The organism is Enemella evansiae, assembly GCF_004362375.1.
Taxonomy (GTDB): domain Bacteria; phylum Actinomycetota; class Actinomycetes; order Propionibacteriales; family Propionibacteriaceae; genus Enemella; species Enemella evansiae.
Map to the genome: position 1 here is coordinate 192,247 of NZ_SNXA01000010.1, position 20,264 is coordinate 212,510.

The following is a 20,264-nucleotide window of genomic DNA, read 5'->3' on the forward strand; positions in this document are numbered from 1 at the left end:
CCTTCCACCGCGGGTTGACATCAGGGGGTGCAGAAATGTCGACCAGTGGCTAAGCTCGCCGGCAAGTGTGCCTTTGGGGGTGGGCACCTTACGGACCGCCCCCGGGCCGGTCGAAAGGCTCCACCATGCGTCACCCCCAGCGCAGACGGACCACCAAGCTCCACCCGGTGGTTGCGTGGTTGGTGCTTGCGTCATCCCTCGTGATGCCCGGCCTGCTGCCGATCCCGAGCACCCCCGCCTACGCCGCGCCCGGTCCGGACGGGCAGGACCCGGTTGCCTGTCTGAACACCGTCGCCCTCGTCAACGGCGGCTTCGAGCAACCGGTGCTCACGAGCAGCAACGCGCAGCTTCCGCAGACCTCGGTGCCCGGTTGGTCCACCACCGCCAGCGACAAGCTGATCGAGCTCTGGCGGCGCGGCTTCAACGGCGTACCCTCCTCTTCGGGCAGCCAGTTCGCCGAGCTGAACGCGACCCAGCCCTCCACGCTCTACCAGGACATCGCGACCACGCCCGGCCAGACCCTCTACTACAGCCTCGACCACCGCGGCCGGCAGGGCACCGACACGATGGCGCTCGATCTCGGCGCCCCCGGCGCCACGCCGAACTTCACCCGCCAGATGACGGACGGGAACACCGCCTGGGGCAAGTACACCGGCACCTATGTCGTGCCCGCCGGGCAGACCACCACCCGCTTCGCCTTCCGGGCCGTCTCTTCCGCAGGTGGGGTGCTGTCGGTCGGCAACTTCCTCGACAACATCAGCTTCGGTACCGGCGCCTGCCTGGTCACCACCAAGACGCAGACCAACATCAGCCGGACCTCCGGCCCCGCACAGGTCGGGGACATCATGGAGTACACGGTGACCACCACCAACCAGGGTGGGTCCCCGGCGACCGGCAGCGTGATCACCGATCAGATCCCGACCAACACCGCCTACGTCCCGGGGACGCTGTCGGTCACCGCGAGCCCCACCGCCGGCCAGACCGGTACCAAGACCGACGCCGTCGACGGCGACGTCGGCAGTTACGCGAACAATGCCGTCCGGTTCAACGTCGGCGAGGGTGCCACCGGCACGAGCGGCGGGATCATCGAGCCCGGAGCGGCGGTCACGACCAAGTTCCGCGCCAGGATTCTGCCCACCGGGGCCGAGCAGACGATCACCAACCAGGCCTCGGTGGCGTACACCGACCGGGATGGCAGCGCCAAGACCTCGTTGTCCGGCCGCGTCAGTACCCCCGTCGCACCGGCCGCCGACCTGGCGATCAGCAAGACCTCAACGCCCACCACCCAGACCGCGGGCAGCAACGTCACCTACAACGTGACCGTCACCAACAACGGCCCGAGCACGGCCACCGGCGCCCAGTTCGTCGACACGCTCCCCGCAGGGACCACCTATGTCTCCTCGGCGCCACCCGCGGGGACGAGTTGTTCGGTGTCCGGCAGATACGTGACCTGTGTGGTGGGCTCGCTCGCGAACGGGGCGAGCGTCACCGTGCCGATCACGACGACGATCTCGCCGGATGTGACGACGGCCCAGGTGAACACCGCGACAGTGAGTTCGACCACGTCCGACTACAACAGCACCAATGACACCGCGACCGTGCAGACCGGGGTGACCACCGCCGCCGATGTCAGCCTGACCAAGACCGCGAGCCCGACCACCGTCGCACCCGGCAACAACGTCACCTACACCCTGACCGCCGCCAATGCCGGGCCCTCGGTGGCCAGCGCGGTCAAGATCACTGACGTGCTGCCGACCGGGATGAGCTACGTCTCGGCCACCGCGCCCGCGGGCACCACCTGCACCGAGTCCAGCGGCACCATCACCTGTCAGGCCAACTCGCTGGCGGTCGGGGCGAGCATCCCGATCACCATCGTCGCCAAGGTCGCGGCGAGTACGCCGAGCGGCCAGTTGGTCAACACCGGCCGGGTCTCCAGCACCACCACCGACCCGAACGCGGCCAACAACACCGCCAGCGCCACCGTCACGGTCGCCCCGCAGGCGGACCTGCAGGTCGTCAAGACCGCGCTCACCAATCCGGTGGTGGCCGGACAGCAGGTCCGGTTCAGCATCAAGATCACCAACAACGGCCCCTCCGACGCCGCCAACGTGACGCTGAACGACCCGTCGACCACCGGGTTGGCCTTCGTGTCCTCAACCACCAGCCAGGGCAGTTGCTCCGGTACCGGCACGGTGAACTGCCAGATCGGCACCATCGCCGCCGGCGCCTCGGTCACCGTGACCACCACCTATCTGGTCGCAGCCGACCGGCAGGCCGCGATGACCAACACCGCCACCGCGACCTCCGACACCGCGGACCCGAACCAGGGCAACAACACCGGTTCGGTCACCGTGACCCCGACCACCAGCGCGGACCTGCAGCTCAGCAAGACCCAGAGCCCGGCCCAGTTCAACTACGGCGATGCCATCACCTACAACCTCTCGGTGCTGAACAACGGGCCCTCGACGGCCCGGAATGCGGTGATCACCGACACCCTGCCGGACGGGGTGACCTTCGTCTCGGCGAACAGCGGCTGCACGATCAACGGGCGGACCGTCACCTGCCAGGTCGGCGACCTGGCGCCCCAGCAGATCGCCTCGGCCAGCATCCGGGTGCAGACCCCGGCCGGCGGCTCCGGGCCGCTCACCAACACCGCACAGGTGTCCTCCAGCACATCGGACCCGGTGCCGGGCAACAACACCTCCACCTACACCGCGAGCGGCGGTCAGCAGGCCGACCTGTCGATCGTCAAGACCACCAGCGGCAACGGCACCCTGGTCGCGGGGGAACAGGTCACCTACACCCTGCAGGTCACCAACAACGGGCCGTCCGCGGCCACCGGCGTACGGGTCACCGACACCCTGCCGAGCGGGGTCAGCTTCGTCTCCAGCAGTTCCCCCTGCAGCACCTCCGGGCAGACGGTAACCTGCACCATCAGCAATCTTGAGCCCGGCAGCACCACGATCACCATCGTCGGCCGGGTCGCCGCCGATGCCCGCGGTACCTCCAGCAACACCGCCACGGTCACCGCGGCCACCCCCGACGATCCGACCTCGAGCAACAACACCTCCACCTCGACCAGCACCGTCACCGGTCGGGCCGACGTCTTCGTCACCCTCACTCCCGACACCCAGACGGTGAATGCCGGCGCGGAGGCCACCTTCCAGCTGGTGATCGGCAACAACGGTCCCTCGACCGCGCAGAACGTGGTCGTCACCGGGCAGGTACCGCCGGGGATGACCCCGGTCGCCGGCTCCTCCGGCGGCGCCTGCGTCGTCACCGGCACCACCGTCACCTGCAACGTCGGAACGCTGCAGCCGGGCCAGACGCTGCCGCCGATCACCCTGCGGGCGCTGGTCGACAACTCGGTACCGCCGGGCACGACCATCACCGCCACCGCCCAGGTGCAGACCTCGACCACCGATACCAACGCAGCCAACAACACCAGCTCGGCGCGGGTGGTCGTCGCCGCCCAGGCGGACATCGCGCTGGCCAAGACGGTCAGCCCCTCGCCGCTGGTCGCCGGCGGCACGGCCAGCTACGTGATCACCGCGACCAACAACGGTCCCTCCGATGCCCGCAACCTGGTGGTCACCGATCAGCTCCCGAGCTCCTTCCGGATCGCCTCGGCCACCATCGCCGGCCAGCCCTGCACCGTCACCGGCCAGACGGTGAGTTGTAGCCGCCCGGTGATCGCCGCCAAGGACGTGGTGCGGATCACCGTGACCGGCACCGTCGATTCCAACGCCACCGGCAGCCTGCGCAATGTGGCCACCGCCACCACCGATACCCCCGATCCGAACACCGCGAACAACACCGCCGAGGTGACCGCCGACATCACCCAGTCCGCCGACCTGCGGATCCGCAAGGAAGCGCCGCAGCGGGTGGTGGCCGGCAGCACCATCGAGTACAGGGTCATCGTCGCCAACGCCGGTCCGTCCGATGCCACCGCGGTGGTGCTCACCGACCCCTTCCCGACGCAGGTGCGCCCCGTCGGTGTCAGCGATCCGGCCTGCCAGCTCACCGGCCAGGATCTGCGCTGCGACTTCGGCACGGTGGCGGCCGGCACCTCGCGTACCGTCGTCGTCGAGGCCGTGGTCGATCCGGCGGTCGAAGCCGGTTCGACAATCACGAACACCGCCTCGGTCAGCTCGACCACCCCGGGTGCGGGAACCCGGCAGTCGACGGTGAACAGCACCGTCGACAGCGTCGCCGACGTGTCGATGGTCAAGCGTTCGGCCAGTACGCCGATCGCCGGCGGTCTGATGCGCTATGAGCTGACCGTCACCAACAACGGCCCCTCGCTGGCGCGTGGTGTCATCGCCACCGACCCCGCTCCGGCTGGCACCGTCTTCGTCGACGCGGTGCCCAGCTCCGGCTCCTGCTCCGACCCGACCCAGGGCCCGGACATGACCTGTGTCCTCGGTGACATGGCCCCCGGTCAGTCGATCACCATCCTGGTCCGCTACCAGCTCGATGCCCGCAGCACCGGCCAGACACTGACCAACACCGCCCGGGTCGCGACCACCACGACCGACCCGAACCCCGACAACAACAGCTCGACGACCACCGACCAGATCGGTGAGGCCGCGAAGCTGACCATCAACAAGGAACTCACCAGCGGGCCGGTGGTCGCCGGCGGCACCGTCACCTATCGGATCACCGTCGGCAACGACGGTCCGTCGGTGGCCCGCGGGGTGCGGGTGACCGACACCATCCAGGCCCCCGCCGAATACGTGTCCGCGACCGCGGACGGCGGCGGGGCCTGTACGCCCAGCGGTACGCCGACGACGCTCACCTGCGACTTCGCCAGCGTCGGGGTCGGGGCCGGCGAGGTGCGCACGATCACCCTGACCGTGCGGATCCCGGCCGACACCCCCGACGGCACCCAGATCGCGAACTCAGCGACCGCGACCTCGCAGACCCCGTCCGACCCGGCCACCGACGAGGTCACCAGCACCGTCGGCAGCAGCGCCGATGTCTCGGTGACCAAGACCCTGCTCACCGCCAACCCGGTCGCCGGCGCGCCGATCTCCTGGCAGGTCACGGTCCGTAACGCCGGACCCTCCACCGCCCGCGCGATCACGTTGAGCGACCCGGCCCCGGCCGGCGTCCGGATCACCGGCGGTACGCCCGATGCGGGCACCTGCGCGGTCAACCCGCAGGGCGGTCTCGACTGCCGGCTCGGCGATCTCGCCCCCGGCGACGGCAACCAGATCACCGTCCGGGTGGACGGCGTGGTCAACCCCGACTTCAGCGGCGACCTGACCAACCGGGCCACCGCGACCAGCACCACCCCGGATCCCAACACCGAGAACGACTCCGGCGCCGTCACCAAACCCGTCGGCGGCAGCGCGGACCTGGCGCTGACCAAGACCCCGACCAGCCCGCGGGCCACCGCCGGCGGCGCGATCGGCTGGACCGTGACCGTGACGAACAACGGCCCCTCCGATGCCACCGGCGTACAGATCAAGGACGCCGTCCCGGCCGGTGTCCAGAACCCGACCGCCAGCATCAACGGCACCGCCTGCACGCTGACCGACGGCACCTTCACCTGCCCGGTGGACCGGATCGCCGCCGGCGGCACGGCCACGATGACGATCACAGGCACCGTCGATCCGAACGCGACCGGCCAGATCGCCAACACCGCGTCGGTGACCGCGACCACCCCCGACCCGGACCCGAGCAACAACGAGGCCACCTCGAGCGTGCCGCTGGATGCCGCCGCCGACCTGTCGGTGACCAAGACCGGCCCGGCCACCGCGACCGCCGGTACCTCGATCAGCTGGACCGTGACCGCCCGCAACGCCGGCCCGTCGGTGGCCCGCGCGGTCGTCATCTCCGACCCGCTCCCGGCCGGCGTCAACGGCGCGACCGCGAGCTTCAACGGCAACGCCTGCGCGGTCGAGAACGGTGCGCTGACCTGCCGGGTGGGTGACCTGGCGCCCGGCGCGACCGCCGAGATCACCGTCACCGGCACCATCGACCAGGGCCGCACCGAACCGGTCACCAACACCGCCACGGTCGCCTCGCAGACCGGTGACCCCAACGGCGCCGACAACACCGCCACGACGACCACCGAGGTGACCAGCAGTGCGAACCTGTCGATCACCAAGGTCGCCGACACCGACTCCTTCACCGCGGGCCGGCCGGTCGGCTGGACGCTGACCGTCCGCAACGACGGCCCGTCGGCCGCGGTCGGCGTACAGGTCACCGACCAGTTGCCGGCCGGTCTGGTCAACCCGACCGCGACCCTGCCCGACGGCACCTCGTGCGAGTTCACCGGCGGTACGGTGACCTGCCCGATCGGCGTCCTCGGTACCGGTGAGGTACGCCAGCTCCGGATCACCGGCACCCTGGCCGCCGACTACGCCGGTGCCGACCTCACCAACGCCGCCCAGGTCTCCTCGCAGACCCCCGAGGGCGACGGCGCCGACAACTCGACCAGCACCACCACCCCGGTCGCCGCCGCCGCCGATCTCGAGGTGGACAAGAAGATCGTCGGCCCGGTGGTCGCCGGGGCGCCGATCACCTTCGAGGTGACCCTCACCAACAACGGGCCCTCGGTGGCGCGGAACGCACGCCTGACCGACCCGGTCCCCACCCAGATCAGCGGGATCACCGTCGACGACCCCGCCTGCACCGTCACCGGCCAGGACGTGGCCTGCGGCTTCGGCGACCTGGCCGTCGGCGCCAGCCGGACGATCCGGATCACCGGCACCGTCAGCCAGAGCTTCGACGACCGATTCCGTAACACCGCCACCGCGACCAGCGACACCCGCGACCCGATCGAGCAGAACAACACCGGCTCCGCCGACGGCGTCGTCGGCGAGTCCGCCGACCTGCAGGTCGCCAAGACCGGCCCCGCGCAGGTGACCGCCGGTTCGCCGATCATCTGGACCATCGAGGTCCGCAACGCCGGGCCCTCGACCGCGCGTGCGGTCAGCGTCAACGACCAGCTGCCCGCCGGGTTGACCAACGGCCAGCTGCTGCTGCCGAACGGGCAACCCTGCCCGGACCCGACCAACTGTGCGATCGGTGACCTGGGCCCGGGCCAGGCGGTCACCCTGACCGTCACCGGCACGGTGGCGCCCGACTACAGCGCGACGACGATCAGCAACTCCGTCGGTGTCGCCACCCCGACCGCCGATCCCGACGGCGGCAACAACAACGACACCTCCACCGTCGCGGTGAACCGGGACGCGAACCTGTCCATCGCCAAGACCCTGACCAGCGGGCCGCTCGTCCCGGGCACCCAGGAGACCTACTCGATCACCGTCCGCAACGCCGGCCCCTCGGCCGCCGACGCGGCGACGGTCGCCGACCGGCTGCCCGCCGGGCTGACGGTCGTCGGTCAGCCGACCACCACCGCCGGTACCTGCACCGTCGAGGGCCAGCAAGTCGACTGCGCGCTCGGCAACCTGGCGCCGAACGCCACCGCGACGATCGGGGTCACCGTCCAGGTCGATCCGAACCTGACCGGTCAGGTGGTGAACGTCGCCTCGGTGACCAGCACCACGCCCGACGGCGACACCGCCGACAACTCCGCCACGAGCACCGAGCCGACCGCGCCGTCGGCGGACGTGTCGGTGACCAAGACGCTGCTCACCCAGAATCCGGTGGCCGGTGCCCCGATCGCCTGGGAGGTCGTCGTTCGTAACGCCGGTCCGTCGACCGCCCGCGCGATCACCCTCGAGGATCCGGCCCCGGCGGGTGCCCGGATCACCGGTGGTACGCCGGATGCGGGCAGCTGCGCGGTCGACGCCGCCGGCGCGCTGTCATGCCAGCTCGGCGACATCGCCCCCGGCGCGCAGGTGCGGGTCCGCGTCGCCGGTGTGGTCAACTCCGACTTCACGGGGGACCTGACCAACCGCGCGACCGCGACCGGCACCACCTCGGATCCGAACGGTGACAACAACTCCGACGATGCCACCGCACCCGTCGCGAACAGCGCCGACCTGGCGCTGACCAAGACCGCGACCACCGAGCGGGTCACCGCGGGCGGTCCGATCGGCTGGACGGTGACCGTCACCAACAACGGGCCCTCGGATGCCACCGGTGTCCGGATCACCGACCGGCTGCCCGCCGGGGTGCGCAACCCGACGGTGACGATCAACGGCAGCCCGTGCGCACTGGCCGATGGGGCGTACACCTGCCCCGTGGATCGGATCGCGCCCGGCGGCACCGCGACCGTGACGATCGCCGGCACCGTCGACCCGGCCGCGACCGGTGAGATCGCCAATACCGCTTCGGTGACCGCGACCACCCCGGACCCGAACCAGGGCAACAACTCCGGCACCGCCACGGTGCCGGTGGACACCACCGCCGATGTGTCGGTGACCAAGACCGGCCCGGCGACCGCCACCGCCGGTACGACGATCAGCTGGACCGTGACCGCCCGCAACGCCGGCCCCTCGGTCGCCCGCGCGGTCGTCGTGACCGATCAGATCCCGGCCGGTGTCAACGGCGCCGCCGCATCGGTGAACGGGAACCAGTGCGCCGTCCAGAACGGTGCGCTGACCTGCCCGCTCGGTGACCTGGCGCCCGGTGCGACGGTCGAGGTGACCGTCACCGGCACCGTCGACCAGGCGCGTACCGAACCGGTGGTGAACACCGCCACCGTCGCCTCGCAGACCACCGACCCGAACGGTACCGACAACACCGCGACGACGACGACCGAGGTCACCGCCAGCGCGGATGTGTCGATCACCAAGGCGGCGGACTCGCCGACCTTCACCGCCGGCCAGCCGGTCGGCTGGACGATCACCGTCCGCAACGACGGGCCGTCGACGGCGACCGCGGTCCAGGTCACCGACCAGCTGCCGGCCGGACTGAACAACCCGACCGCCCGGATCGGCGATGTCGACTGCCAGATCGCCGAGGGTACGGTGACCTGCCCGATCGGCACCCTCGGCACCGGTGAGGTACGCCAGATCCGGATCACCGGCACGCTGGCCGCCGACTACGCCGGTACCGGCGTGACCAACGGCGCGCAGATCACCTCCCAGACCCCCGATCCGGACGCCGGCGACAACACGACCAGCATCACCACCCCGGTCGCCACCTCCGCGGATCTCGAAGTGGACAAGAAGATCGTCGGGACCGTGGTCGCCGGTGCACCGATCACCTTCGAGGTGACCGTCACCAACAACGGGCCCTCGGTGGCCCGCGCGGTCACGCTGACCGATCCGGTGCCGAGCCAGATCACCGGCGTCGCGGCCGACGTCCCGGCCTGCACCGTCGCCGGGCAGGACGTCTCCTGCGGTCTCGGTGACCTCGCGGTCGGCGCCAGCCGGACGATCCGGATCACCGGCACGGTCAGCCAGAGCTTCAGCGATCGGTTCACCAACACCGCCACCGCGACCAGCACCACGCCCGATCCGAACGAGCAGAACAACTCCGGCTCCGCCGACGGCACGGTCGGTGAATCGGCCGATGTCCAGATCACCAAGACCGGTCCGGCCCAGGTGACCGCCGGGTCGCCGGTGTCCTGGACGATCGAGGTACGCAACGCCGGACCCTCGACCGCGCGTACCGTCACCGTCGCCGATCAGTTGCCGGCCGGCCTGGTCGGTGGCCGGGTGCTGCTGCCGAACGGCCAGCCCTGCGCCGATCCGAGCAACTGCGCGATCGGGGACCTGACGCCCGGACAGACGGTCACGCTGACCGTCACCGGCACCATCGCCCCGGACTACGCCGACACCACGATCCGCAACTCCGCGTCGGCCTCCACGCCGACCGCCGATCCCGACGGCGGCAACAACGACGCCACCTCGGTCGTCACCGTGAACCGGGACGCGAACCTGTCGATCAGCAAGGCCCTGACCACCGGGCCGCTGGTGCCCGGCACCCAGGAGAGCTACACGATCACGGTCCGGAACGCCGGCCCGTCCACCGCGACCGGCGCGCTGGTCACCGACCACCTGCCCGATGGCCTGACCGTCGTCGGCCAGCCCACCGCCTCCGCCGGCACCTGCACCGTGACCGGGCAGCAGGTGAGCTGTGACCTGGGCACCGTCGCCCCGAACGCCACGGTCACCATCCAGGTCGCGGTCCAGGTCGATCCGAACCTGACCGGTGACGTGGTCAACGTCGCCTCGGTCACCGGGACGACCCCGGACGGCAACACCGGCGACAATTCCGCCACCAGCACCGAGCCGACCGCCTCGGCGGCCGATCTGTCGGTGACCAAGACCCTGCTCACCGAGAATCCGGTCGCGGGCGCGCCGGTCAGCTGGCAGATCACGATCCGCAATGCCGGCCCGTCGACCGCCCGCGGGATCACCCTCGACGATCCGGCCCCGACAGGGGTCACGATCACCGGCGGTACGCCGGATGCGGGCAGCTGCGCGGTCAACGCCGCCGGTGCGCTGGAGTGTCAGCTCGGGGATCTGGCGCCCGACAACGCGATCACCGTCCGGGTGGACGGTACCGTCGGCGCCGGCTTCACCGGTCAGCTGACCAACCGGGCCACCACCACCAGCACCACCGCCGATCCGAACCCAGGCAACAACTCCGACGACGCCACCTCCCCGGTCGGCGGCAGCGCCGATCTGGCGCTGACCAAGACCGCGACCGCCGAGCGGGCCACCGCCGGCGGCCCGATCGGCTGGACGGTGACCGTCACCAACAACGGCCCCTCCGATGCCACCGGTGTCTGGATCATCGATACCGTGCCGGCCGGGGTGACCGGTGCTTCGGTCACCTTGAACGGGGTCCCCTGCCAGGTCATCAACGGCGCTGTGACCTGCGCGGTCGACCGGATTCCGGCTCGCGGCACGGTCACGGTGCAGGTCACCGGCACCGTCGATCCGGGTGTCACCGGTGAACTGGTGAACACCGCGGAGGTGTCCGCGGGGACCAATGACCCTGACTCGGGCAACAACACCGGCACCTCCACCGTGCCGATCGATACCACCGCGAACGTGTCGGTGACCAAGACCGGCCCGGCCACCGCCACCGCTGGTACCTCGGTCAGCTGGACCGTGACGGCCCGCAACGCCGGGCCCTCGGTCGCCCGCGCGGTCCTGGTCTCCGATCAGATCCCGGCCGGTATCAGCGGCGCGACCGCCACCGTGAACGGCGCCCAGTGCGCGATCGCGGACGGGGCGCTGACCTGCCCGCTCGGCGACCTGGCGCCGGGGGCGAGTGTCGAGATCACCGTCACCGGCACCATCGATCAGGGCCGCACCGAGCCGGTCGTGAACACCGCCACCGTCGGTTCGCAGACCACCGATCCGAACGGTGACGACAACACCGCGACGACGACCACCGAGGTGACCAGCAGCGCGAACCTGTCGGTCAGCAAGGTCGCCGACGCCGGCACCTTCACCGCCGGCCAGGCGGCCGGTTGGACGATCACGGCCCGCAACAACGGGCCGTCGACCGCGGTCGGCGTACAACTCACCGACCAGCTCCCCGCCGGTCTGGTGAACCCGACCGCGACCCTGTCCGACGGCACCGCCTGCCAGATCACCGGCGGTACGGTGACCTGCCCGATCGGCACCCTGGCCGCCGGCGACTCCCGCCAGCTCCGGATCACCGGCACGCTGGCCGCCGACTACTCCGGTGCCGAGGTGGCCAACACCGCCCGGATCGAATCGCAGACCCCGGATCCGACCCCCGGCGACAACACCTCGACCGCCACCACCCCGGCCGCCGCCTCCGCCGATCTCGAGGTGGACAAGAAGATCGTCGGGTCCGTGGTCGCGGGTGCGCCGATCACCTTCGAGGTGACCGTCACCAACAACGGGCCCTCGCTGGCCCGCGCGGTCACGCTCACCGACCCGGTGCCCAGCCAGGTCGGCGGGATCACCGCCGACGACCCGGCCTGCGCCGTCACCGGTCAGGACGTCAGCTGTGGCTTCGGTGACCTGGCCGTCGGGGCCAGCCGGACGATCCGGATCACCGGCACCGTCGGGCAGATCTTCGACACCGGGTTCACCAACACCGCCACCGCCACCAGCGCCACCCCGGATCCGATCCAGCAGAACAACTCCGGGTCCGCCGACGGCACGGTCGGCGAATCGGCCGATGTCCAGGTGACCAAGACCGGACCCGCCGAGGTGGTCGCCGGGTCGCCGGTGTCCTGGACGATCGAGGTACGCAACGCCGGGCCCTCGACCGCGCGTACCGTCAGCGTCGCCGATCAGTTGCCGGCCGGCCTGGTCGGTGGCCGGGTGCTGCTGCCGAACGGGCAGCCCTGCGCCGATCCGGCCAACTGCGCGATCGGGGACCTGACCCCGGGCCAGACGGTCACCCTGACCGTCACCGGCACGGTGGCCCCGGACTACGCCGGTACCGCGATCCGCAACTCGGTGGGCATCTCCAGCCCGACCGCGGATCCCGACGGCGGCAACAACAACGACACCTCGACGGTCGCGGTCACCCGCAACGCCGATCTGTCGATCGGCAAGCAGCTGACCACCGGACCGCTGGTGCCGGGCACCGAGGAGCGCTACACGATCACAGTCCGCAACGGTGGGCCGTCGACCGCCGAGGGTGTCACGGTCGCCGACCGGCTGCCGGCCGGGCTGAGCGTCGTCGGCGAGCCGACCGCCTCCGCCGGCCAGTGCACGATGACCGGGCAGCAGCTCGACTGCGCGCTCGGCACCCTGGCGCCGAACGCCACGGTCACCATCGAGGTCACCGTCCGGGTCGATGCGAACCTGACCGGTGACGTGGTCAACGTCGCCTCGGTCACCGGCACCACGCCGGACGGCAATACCGGCGACAACTCGGCCACCAGCACCGAGCCGACCACCCCGCAGGCCGATCTGACGATCACCAAGACCGGCCCCGCAACCATCGTGGCGGGCCAGCCGATCAGCTGGACGCTGCGGGTGCAGAACGCCGGCCCGTCGTTCGCGACCGGCGTGACGGTCCGCGACGAGCTGCCCGCGGGCCTGACCGGCGCCACCGTGCGCACCGATCAGGGCCAGTGCCGCATCGATGCCGGCGGCCCGAGCGGGACCGTCAACTGCGATCTCGGCACGGTCGGGGTCGGCGACGACGTCACCATCACCGTGATGGTCAACGCCGGCGTCTCGGCGGCGTACACCGGCCAGCAGCTGGTGAACACCGCCACCGTCACCTCGCCGACCCCCGAGCCCAACCCGGGCGGCGACGACGGCCGCAGCGACGACGCGACCACCACCGTCACCCGCGACGCGGACCTGTCGATCACCAAGACCCACGACCCCGGCGCCGCGGTCATCCCCGGTGCGCCCGGGCCCGAGGGGCTGGCGACCTGGACGCTGATCGTCACCAACGACGGCCCGTCCACCGCCCGCAATACGACGGTCACCGACAGCCTGCCCGCCGGGCTGAGCGATGTGACGTTCCAGACCCCGGACGGGGTGGCGTGTACGCCGACCGGCGCGTGTGCGCTCGGTGAGCTGCAGCCCGGACAGACCGTCCGGATCACCGTCAGCGGCCGGCTGCCCGCCGACTATGCGGACCAGCAGGTGATCAACCGCGCGAGTGTCGGCTCCGAGGACCCCGACGGTGAGGGCAGCGACAACACCTCCACCGACGCGATCCCGGTCAGCCCGAGCAGCGATGTCCAGGTGACCAAGACCGGGCCCGCGCAGGTCGTCGCCGGCACCCAGATCGCCTGGGAACTCCGGGTGGCCAACAACGGTCCCTCGACCGCCACCGGGGTCGTGCTCACCGACCGGATCCCGGCCGGGCTCGGCAACCCGCAGGTCACCGCACCCGCCGGGATGACCTGCGCGATCACCGACGGGCTGCTCACCTGCCGGGCGAACGGCCCGCTGGCCCCGGGTGATGCGAACGCGCTGACCGTGCGGCTGACCGCCGACGTGCCGGCCGACCGGCTGGAGCCGATCACCAACACCGCCGAGGTGACCAGCGGCAGCTTCGACGGCACCGGTGACAACAACACCGCCACCACGACCACCGAGGTGACCGGCAGCGCCGATCTGTCGGTGGCCAAGGCGATCAACACCGAGGTGGTCAAGAACGGCACGGTGACCGCCGGCCAGCCGGTCGCCTGGACGATCACCGTCCGCAACGACGGACCCTCGGTCGCCCGCACGGTGACCCTCACCGATCTGGCACCGGCCGCGGTCCGGGACCTGACCCTGACCAGCTCGCAGGGCACCTGCACCGCCAACCGGTGCGACCTCGGCGACCTGGCCCCGGGCCGCACGGTGACCATCCAGGTGCGCGGCACCGTCGACCCGGACGCCACCGGCACCCTGGTCAACACCGCCGAGGTGGGCTCGCCGACCAGCGATCCCGATCCGGGTGACAACCGCGACGACGCCGACCCGATCACGATCGGGCGGAGCGCCGATCTGTCGATCACCAAGACGGCCGATCCCTCACCGGCGGTGCCGGGTGCGCAGTTGCGGTACACGCTGACGGTCCGCAATGCCGGCCCGTCCACCGCCCAGCAGGCGACCGTCACCGACGTCCTGCCGACCGGCCTGCAGAACCCGCAGGTCGACGACCAGCGCTGCACGATCACCGGCGGCGTACTCGACTGCGACCTGGGTACGGTGCCGGCCGGCGCCAGCCAGGTGATCACCGTGACCGGGACGGTCGCGGTCGATCAACAGGGCGATCTCAGCAACACCGCCTCGGTGAGCTCGCCCGATCCGGATCCGAACCCGGGCAACAACAGCAGCAACGTCGGCACGCCGACCGCGCCGGCGAATCTGTCGATCACCAAGACCGCCAGCGCCGCCCAGGTCAACCCCGGCGGGGACCTGACCTGGACGCTGACGGTGCGCAACGCCGGCCCGGGCCCGGCGCGCCGGGTGGCGGTCACCGACACCCTGCCGGCCGGGGTCGAGGTCACCTCGGTCACGCCCAGCACGGGGACCTGCACCCCGGTCCAGGGCCAGGTGCTGACCTGTGATCCGGGCGTCATCGCCGCCGACAGCACGATGACGATCACGATCGCCGCGAAGGTGTCCGAGCGGGCCCTCGGTGCGCTGACCAACTCGGCCACCGTGACCTCGCCGGATGATCCGAACCCGGGCGACAACACCGCCCAGGTGACCACGCCGGTGGTCGCCACCGCCGATCTGAGCGTCACCAAGAAGGTCGTCTCCGGCGGTACGGTCGCCGGCGAGCCGGTCGGCTGGGAGCTCACCGTCCGCAACGATGGCCCGGCCGCCGCGGTCGGCGTACGCCTGCACGACACGCTGCCGGCCGGGGTGACCAACCCGACCCTCGGCCCGGTACCGGACGGGATGACCTGTGCGATCACCGGGAACGCGGTCGACTGCACCGCTGCCCAGCTGGCCGCCGGGACGGACTTCACCGTGACGGTGAACGCGACCGTCGCCCCGGCCACGCGCGGTGAGCTGAGCAATGCCGCCTCGGTGACCAGCGACACCCGCGACCCGGATCCGGCCGACAACACCGGTACCACCACCAGCACCGTGACCGGGAAGAGCAACGTCGCGGTCACCAAGACCGCCTCGAGTGGAGCGGTCACGGTCGGTGACCAGGTGCGCTACACGATCACCGCGACCGGGTCCGGTCCGTCGACCGCGACCGGGGTGACGGTGACCGAGCAGCTGCCGGGTGGGGCCACGGTGCTGGAGGCACGGACCGGCACCGGGCGGTACCAGCAGGGCACCTGGACGATCGGTGACCTGGCGCCGGGCCAGACCGCGACCCTGGAACTGGTGGTACGCCTGGACCGGGCCGGGCAGGCCGCCAACTCGGTCCGGATCGCCGCGGTGGAGGATCCCGCCGGGGACGACAACTCCGCGACCGCGACGGTGACGGTCAACGACAAGCCGGTACCGCCGACCAACCCGCCGACGACCCAGCCGCCGACGAATCCGGGTCAGCCGCCGACGACCCAGCCGCCGGGGCCGGGGCAGCCGCCCACGGGTCCGGGCCAGCCGCCGTACCCGCTGCCCCCGGGTCAGCCCGGTCAGCCGCCGATGCCGAACACCGGTAACGACTGGGAGCTGTGGCAGCTGCTGCTGGCCTTCGGGATGCTGCCCGCGGGCGTGGCGCTGATCGCGATCGGTCGCCGGCGCCGCCGGCGCGGGTAGGCCCTCCGGTGATCCAGCGAACCCAAACTGCATCCCCCTTGCCCTCCAGGGATAGGGAGATGCACCCAGGATTCGCTGGATCGCGGCTGGGTCAGCGCGGTCAGGGGTCAGCGCGGTCAGCGGTCAGCGCAGGCTGGCGACGATCCGGTCCAGGGTGAGCCGGGTGAGCTCGGCGTCGTACTCGGGCTGGTCCACCTCGGTGAACAGGTGGCCCTCCCCGGGCGCGACGAACCGCTCGTACCGCGCGCCGGAGGCTTCGACCATTTCCCCGTACGCCACCGCGTCGGCGTCGGCGACCCACGGGTCGCCCGCGAGCTGATGGACCTGGACGGCCACCCCGGGCCACACCTTGTCCGGGCGGTTCGGGTTCACCCGGCCGATCTGCGCCGCCAGGCGTACCCCCGGATTGCGGGCGGCGATGTGCTGGGTGAAGCTCGCGCCGAGCGAGCAGCCCATCACCAGGGCACCGTCGAAGTCGAACTCCGGCAGCCGCGCGAACAGCTCCCAGTAACCGATCTCGTCGCGGTAGACGAGCCCGTCCGCGGCGTCGTGGAAGGTCCGGCCGTCATAGAAATCGGGGAGGGTGACCTCGAGGCCGCGCTCCCGCAGCCCGGCGGCGAGCCCCCGCATGCCCTCGGTCAGCCCGTACGCCGAGTGCAGCAGCAGCGCGCGCCCGGTGCTCATCGGCGGGCGTCCTTGGCGAGTCGGCGCAGCGCGTTCACCTGCCGGCCGCCGAGGCGGCCGACGGCGCCGACGATCCGGCCGGGGTTGCGGACCAGGCTCTTGCCCAGCCCCAGCAGCGCGCCGCGGTTCACATAGGCGTCGAAAGCCCGGTAGAGCGGCTTGTTGATCGGCAGATCCCATTCGCCGAGGTACTCCACGGCGCGGCCCCCGGTACCGACCTTGAACTGGATCAGCCCCAGGTGCGGGTCGTCGGTCTCCAGACCCTCGGTGATGCCGCGCAGGTCGTAGATCGTCGCGCCGGCATCGAGCGCGTCGGTGATCATCCGCCACTGGATCGCGTTCGATCCGCGGACCTCCCGCTTGTGCGAGGTGGAGGCGCCGTAGGAGTACCAGGCGTGCCGACCGACGCGGACCCAGGTGGTCGCGGCGACCAGATCACCCTCGTGCTCGGCCAGGTAGAGCCGGATCCGGTCACCCTCGGCGCCGAGCGCGTCCCACATCGTCTCGAAGTAGCTCAGCGGCCGCGGAGTGAAGTGATCGCGTTCGGCGGTCTCGGTGTAGATCCGATGGAACCGGGCCAGATCCTCGCGACCGCCGCGGCGTACCTGCACCCCCGCCTTCTCGGCCTTCTTGATGTTGCGCCGCCAGAGCTGGTTCATCCCCTTCAACAGCTCGTCGGCGGTCTTCGGCGTACCGTCGGCCTGCGCCAGCGGCAGCCAGAAGTTGAACCGGGGCTGACCGGCGGCGAATCCGGCGCCCTCGGGTCGGGGCGCCAGCCAACCCAAGTGCCGCAGCTCGTTGTGCACCCGGGTCGCGGTCAGGTTGGTCTCGTCGGGGGTGGCCTGGCTGAGCTTGTCGATCTGCGGATCGGCGATCGCGGCCTTGATGGTGTCGGCGTACCAGGCGCGGGCCACGATGGTGGGTCCGATGCGTACGCCGAACGCGCCCTGGTTGCGGCAGTGCCGGACGAGCGCCGGCAGCAGCTCGGCCAGGTCGGCGGTCTCCCAGTCCAGCACCGGTCCCTCCGGCAGGTACGCCAGGTAGCGCTTCAGCTTCGGCACCTGCCGGTAGAGCACCAGCGCCACCCCGACCAGCCGGTTCTCGCCATCGAAGAAGCCCAGTGATTCCGAACCCCACTCCGACTTCACCTTCGCCCACGCCGGGGTCTGCAGGAAGCTGGCGGAGGGGCGGGAGTCGATGAACTCGAGATGCTTGCTCGCCGGGATGGTCCGTACCTGGATCGTCACGGCCCCGAATGTACAGCGTTCACCCGCGTCGGTTGAGCGAGCGCCAGCGAGTCGAAGCCACACACCGGTTGAGCGAGCGCCAGCGAGTCGAAACCAAGCGACCCCGCGCCGCGCGCGAGCCGACAATCAGCGCCGGTAGGCCATGCCCGGTTGCCCGGGGAGGGCCTGCCAGCCGCCGGCGTGCGGTTCGAGGCGCTGCTGCACCCACTGCTGGCTGTTCCGGATCAGGGTCACCAGGTCGTCGTGCTGGGCGAGCAGCTCCGGGCTGAGCGGTTGGCGGCGCCGCTGCTGTTCATCGAGCCGGTCGCGGACGAAGGCGAGCTCGGTGACGTTGTCCCGGAAGGCCCGCAGCCGCTGTTTCTCCTCCGGGCCCTGGGCGTTGGCGCTGCGCAGCTGCTCCTTGCGGCCGCGGAGGTTGCCGAGCCAGCCGGCCTCGGTGGGGGTGATCCAGCCGGCGTGCACCATCGCCGGCAGCTGCTGGCGGACCACCTTGCCCTCGCGGCGGCTGGAGCGTACGCCGATCACGATCAGGAAGACCAGCGCGGGGAAGGCGACGAACACCAGGGCCAGGAAGTAGGCGCCGGTGCCGAAGAAGGTGGAGCCGTTGTGGATGGCGTGCAGCGCGACCGCCCCGCACCAGCCGAGGAACGGCCAGATGACGCGCATCGCCCCGGAGGAGTTCATCCCCTTCCACAGCCCGATCGCGGTCATCGAGACGTAGATCGAGTGTGAGAACGCGCCCAGCCCGAGCCGGATCCCGGCCAGCGTCAGCGCCTCGCCGACACTGTTCTGCCCGGCGATGTACATCATGTCCTCGACGAAGGAGAAGCCGATGCCGATGAAGCCGGCGTACACCAGGGCATCGGTGAGGCTGTTGAACTCGGCCCGGCCGCGGCGGCTGGCGAGCAGGATCAGCACCAGGAAGAGGCCCTTGGAGGTCTCCTCGGTGAGCGGGGCGGCGATCACGGCGCTGAAGAAGTCGCCGCTGCCCAGGGGTTCGACGAAGGCGCTCAGGATGAGCACCAGCACCAGGGACACCCCACCGCCCCAGAAGAATGCCGCCACCAGCAGGTGCGGTGGTTCGGGTTCCCAGCGGTCCAGCCAGAGCAGCAGCAGGATGCCGATGCTGGACAGGGTCGCGCTCAGCACGATCGCGAGCACCGCGATGCCCTTGTTGCCCATCACCGTCGCCAGCACGAAGAATCCCATCACCAGCGAACCCAGGATGATGGTGATGATCGGCAGCGCCAGCGCCTGCTTCTTGCGCAGGACGGGCCTGGTCCGCGGCATCGGCGGCGGATACGGTCCGGGCCCGAACTGTCCGGGCTGCTGATACGGCATGGGCTGGGTCATGGGCAACATCGTAGGGCCGGATCGGGGTCAAGTATTCGCAATTGCGAACTGCATTGCTGTTGTGACTGTCGGCGCGGTGAGCAATAATGAATTCATACCGCCCGTCTCCTTCGTGGGACGGGTTTATTCATGTCGCCTGCTGGTTACCATGGTGCCGGCTTGTGCAGGCCGCCCACCGACGCGGGCAGTTGGGATCCGTAGAGGTCGGCTGGCGTCAGCTGGTACCACCAATGACCACCCACCCCATCGGTCGGCGCACCGGTGAGCGCCCCCGCCGGGTAACCCTTCGTGGGGTTGATCGTGCCGATCGGCACTCGCCGCCGGGACTCGCGGACCGGGAATTCGAGGTCACTGTCGTTGCTGATGACGATCGCCGCATCGACGTTCTGCTGGAGGACATCAAGCAGGAGGTGTGATGCGACGTTGACGTCGCTGCCCTTCTCTTCCCGGCGCGCGACGGAGACCATGAAGGTCGCATCCGGGACCTCGGCCGAGGTGGTCGCATCCTTGATCATCACCGGCCAGCCTGCGTGGGTGAGTATCGGTCGCCTGCGCTTGTTCGCCGTGGCCAGGGGCGCGGTCGCGACCCGGGACACGTAGCTGCCGAAGGCGATCTCATCCACAGAACCCGAGGCCACCAGGGCACGTAGGTAGACCTCTTGTTCGCGGGGTCCGGCGGCGCCGGGGTTACTCGCATCGGCGCGAATCCGAGCGGTGCAATAGACGACCCTCAATGAGCTTGCGGGTTGCCAGCCCGAGTTGGCGGCGATGATCCCGGCGGCCAGGCCGCGCAGGTCCAGCCAACGCCAGCCGGGGCGTCCGCCGCCGCCAACCAGATGTTTGCCGCCGTAGTAGAGATTGAACCCGTCGACATAGACCCCGACACGCATGGATGCTCGCTTTCAACCCCGGTCCCCAGGGTGGACCGTGTGGCGAA

At 70.8% G+C, this 20,264-nt stretch carries 5 protein-coding genes; 1 reads left to right on the forward strand and 4 read right to left on the reverse strand.

Annotated elements, in window-relative coordinates; genetic code table 11:
* Window positions 1–203: 203 nt before the first annotated feature.
* Window positions 204–16,043, forward strand: coding sequence for a DUF7507 domain-containing protein (locus C8D81_RS12370; protein ID WP_133626155.1), 15,840 nt, complete (start codon window positions 204–206; stop codon window positions 16,041–16,043).
* A gap of 123 nt (window positions 16,044–16,166) precedes the next feature.
* Here C8D81_RS12370 and C8D81_RS12375 read toward each other — a convergent pair whose 3' ends face one another.
* From C8D81_RS12375 to C8D81_RS12390, 4 genes are all read right to left on the reverse strand, one after another.
* Complete coding sequence (locus C8D81_RS12375) at window positions 16,167–16,727, reverse strand: dienelactone hydrolase family protein (RefSeq protein ID WP_133626156.1); 561 nt, start codon at window positions 16,725–16,727, stop codon at window positions 16,167–16,169.
* Complete coding sequence (locus tag C8D81_RS12380; protein WP_133626157.1) at window positions 16,724–17,974, reverse strand: lipid II:glycine glycyltransferase FemX; 1,251 nt, start codon at window positions 17,972–17,974, stop codon at window positions 16,724–16,726. Before C8D81_RS12380 ends, C8D81_RS12375 begins: the two co-directional genes overlap by 4 nt.
* A 126-nt stretch (window positions 17,975–18,100) precedes the next feature.
* Window positions 18,101–19,327: a PrsW family intramembrane metalloprotease gene (locus C8D81_RS12385; protein WP_166646796.1), complete on the reverse strand. Its 1,227-nt coding sequence runs from the start codon at window positions 19,325–19,327 to the stop codon at window positions 18,101–18,103.
* 143 nt (window positions 19,328–19,470) lie between these two features.
* Complete coding sequence (locus tag C8D81_RS12390) at window positions 19,471–20,217, reverse strand: PIN domain-containing protein (RefSeq protein WP_094404406.1); 747 nt, start codon at window positions 20,215–20,217, stop codon at window positions 19,471–19,473.
* Between the last annotated feature and the right edge of the window lie 47 nt (window positions 20,218–20,264).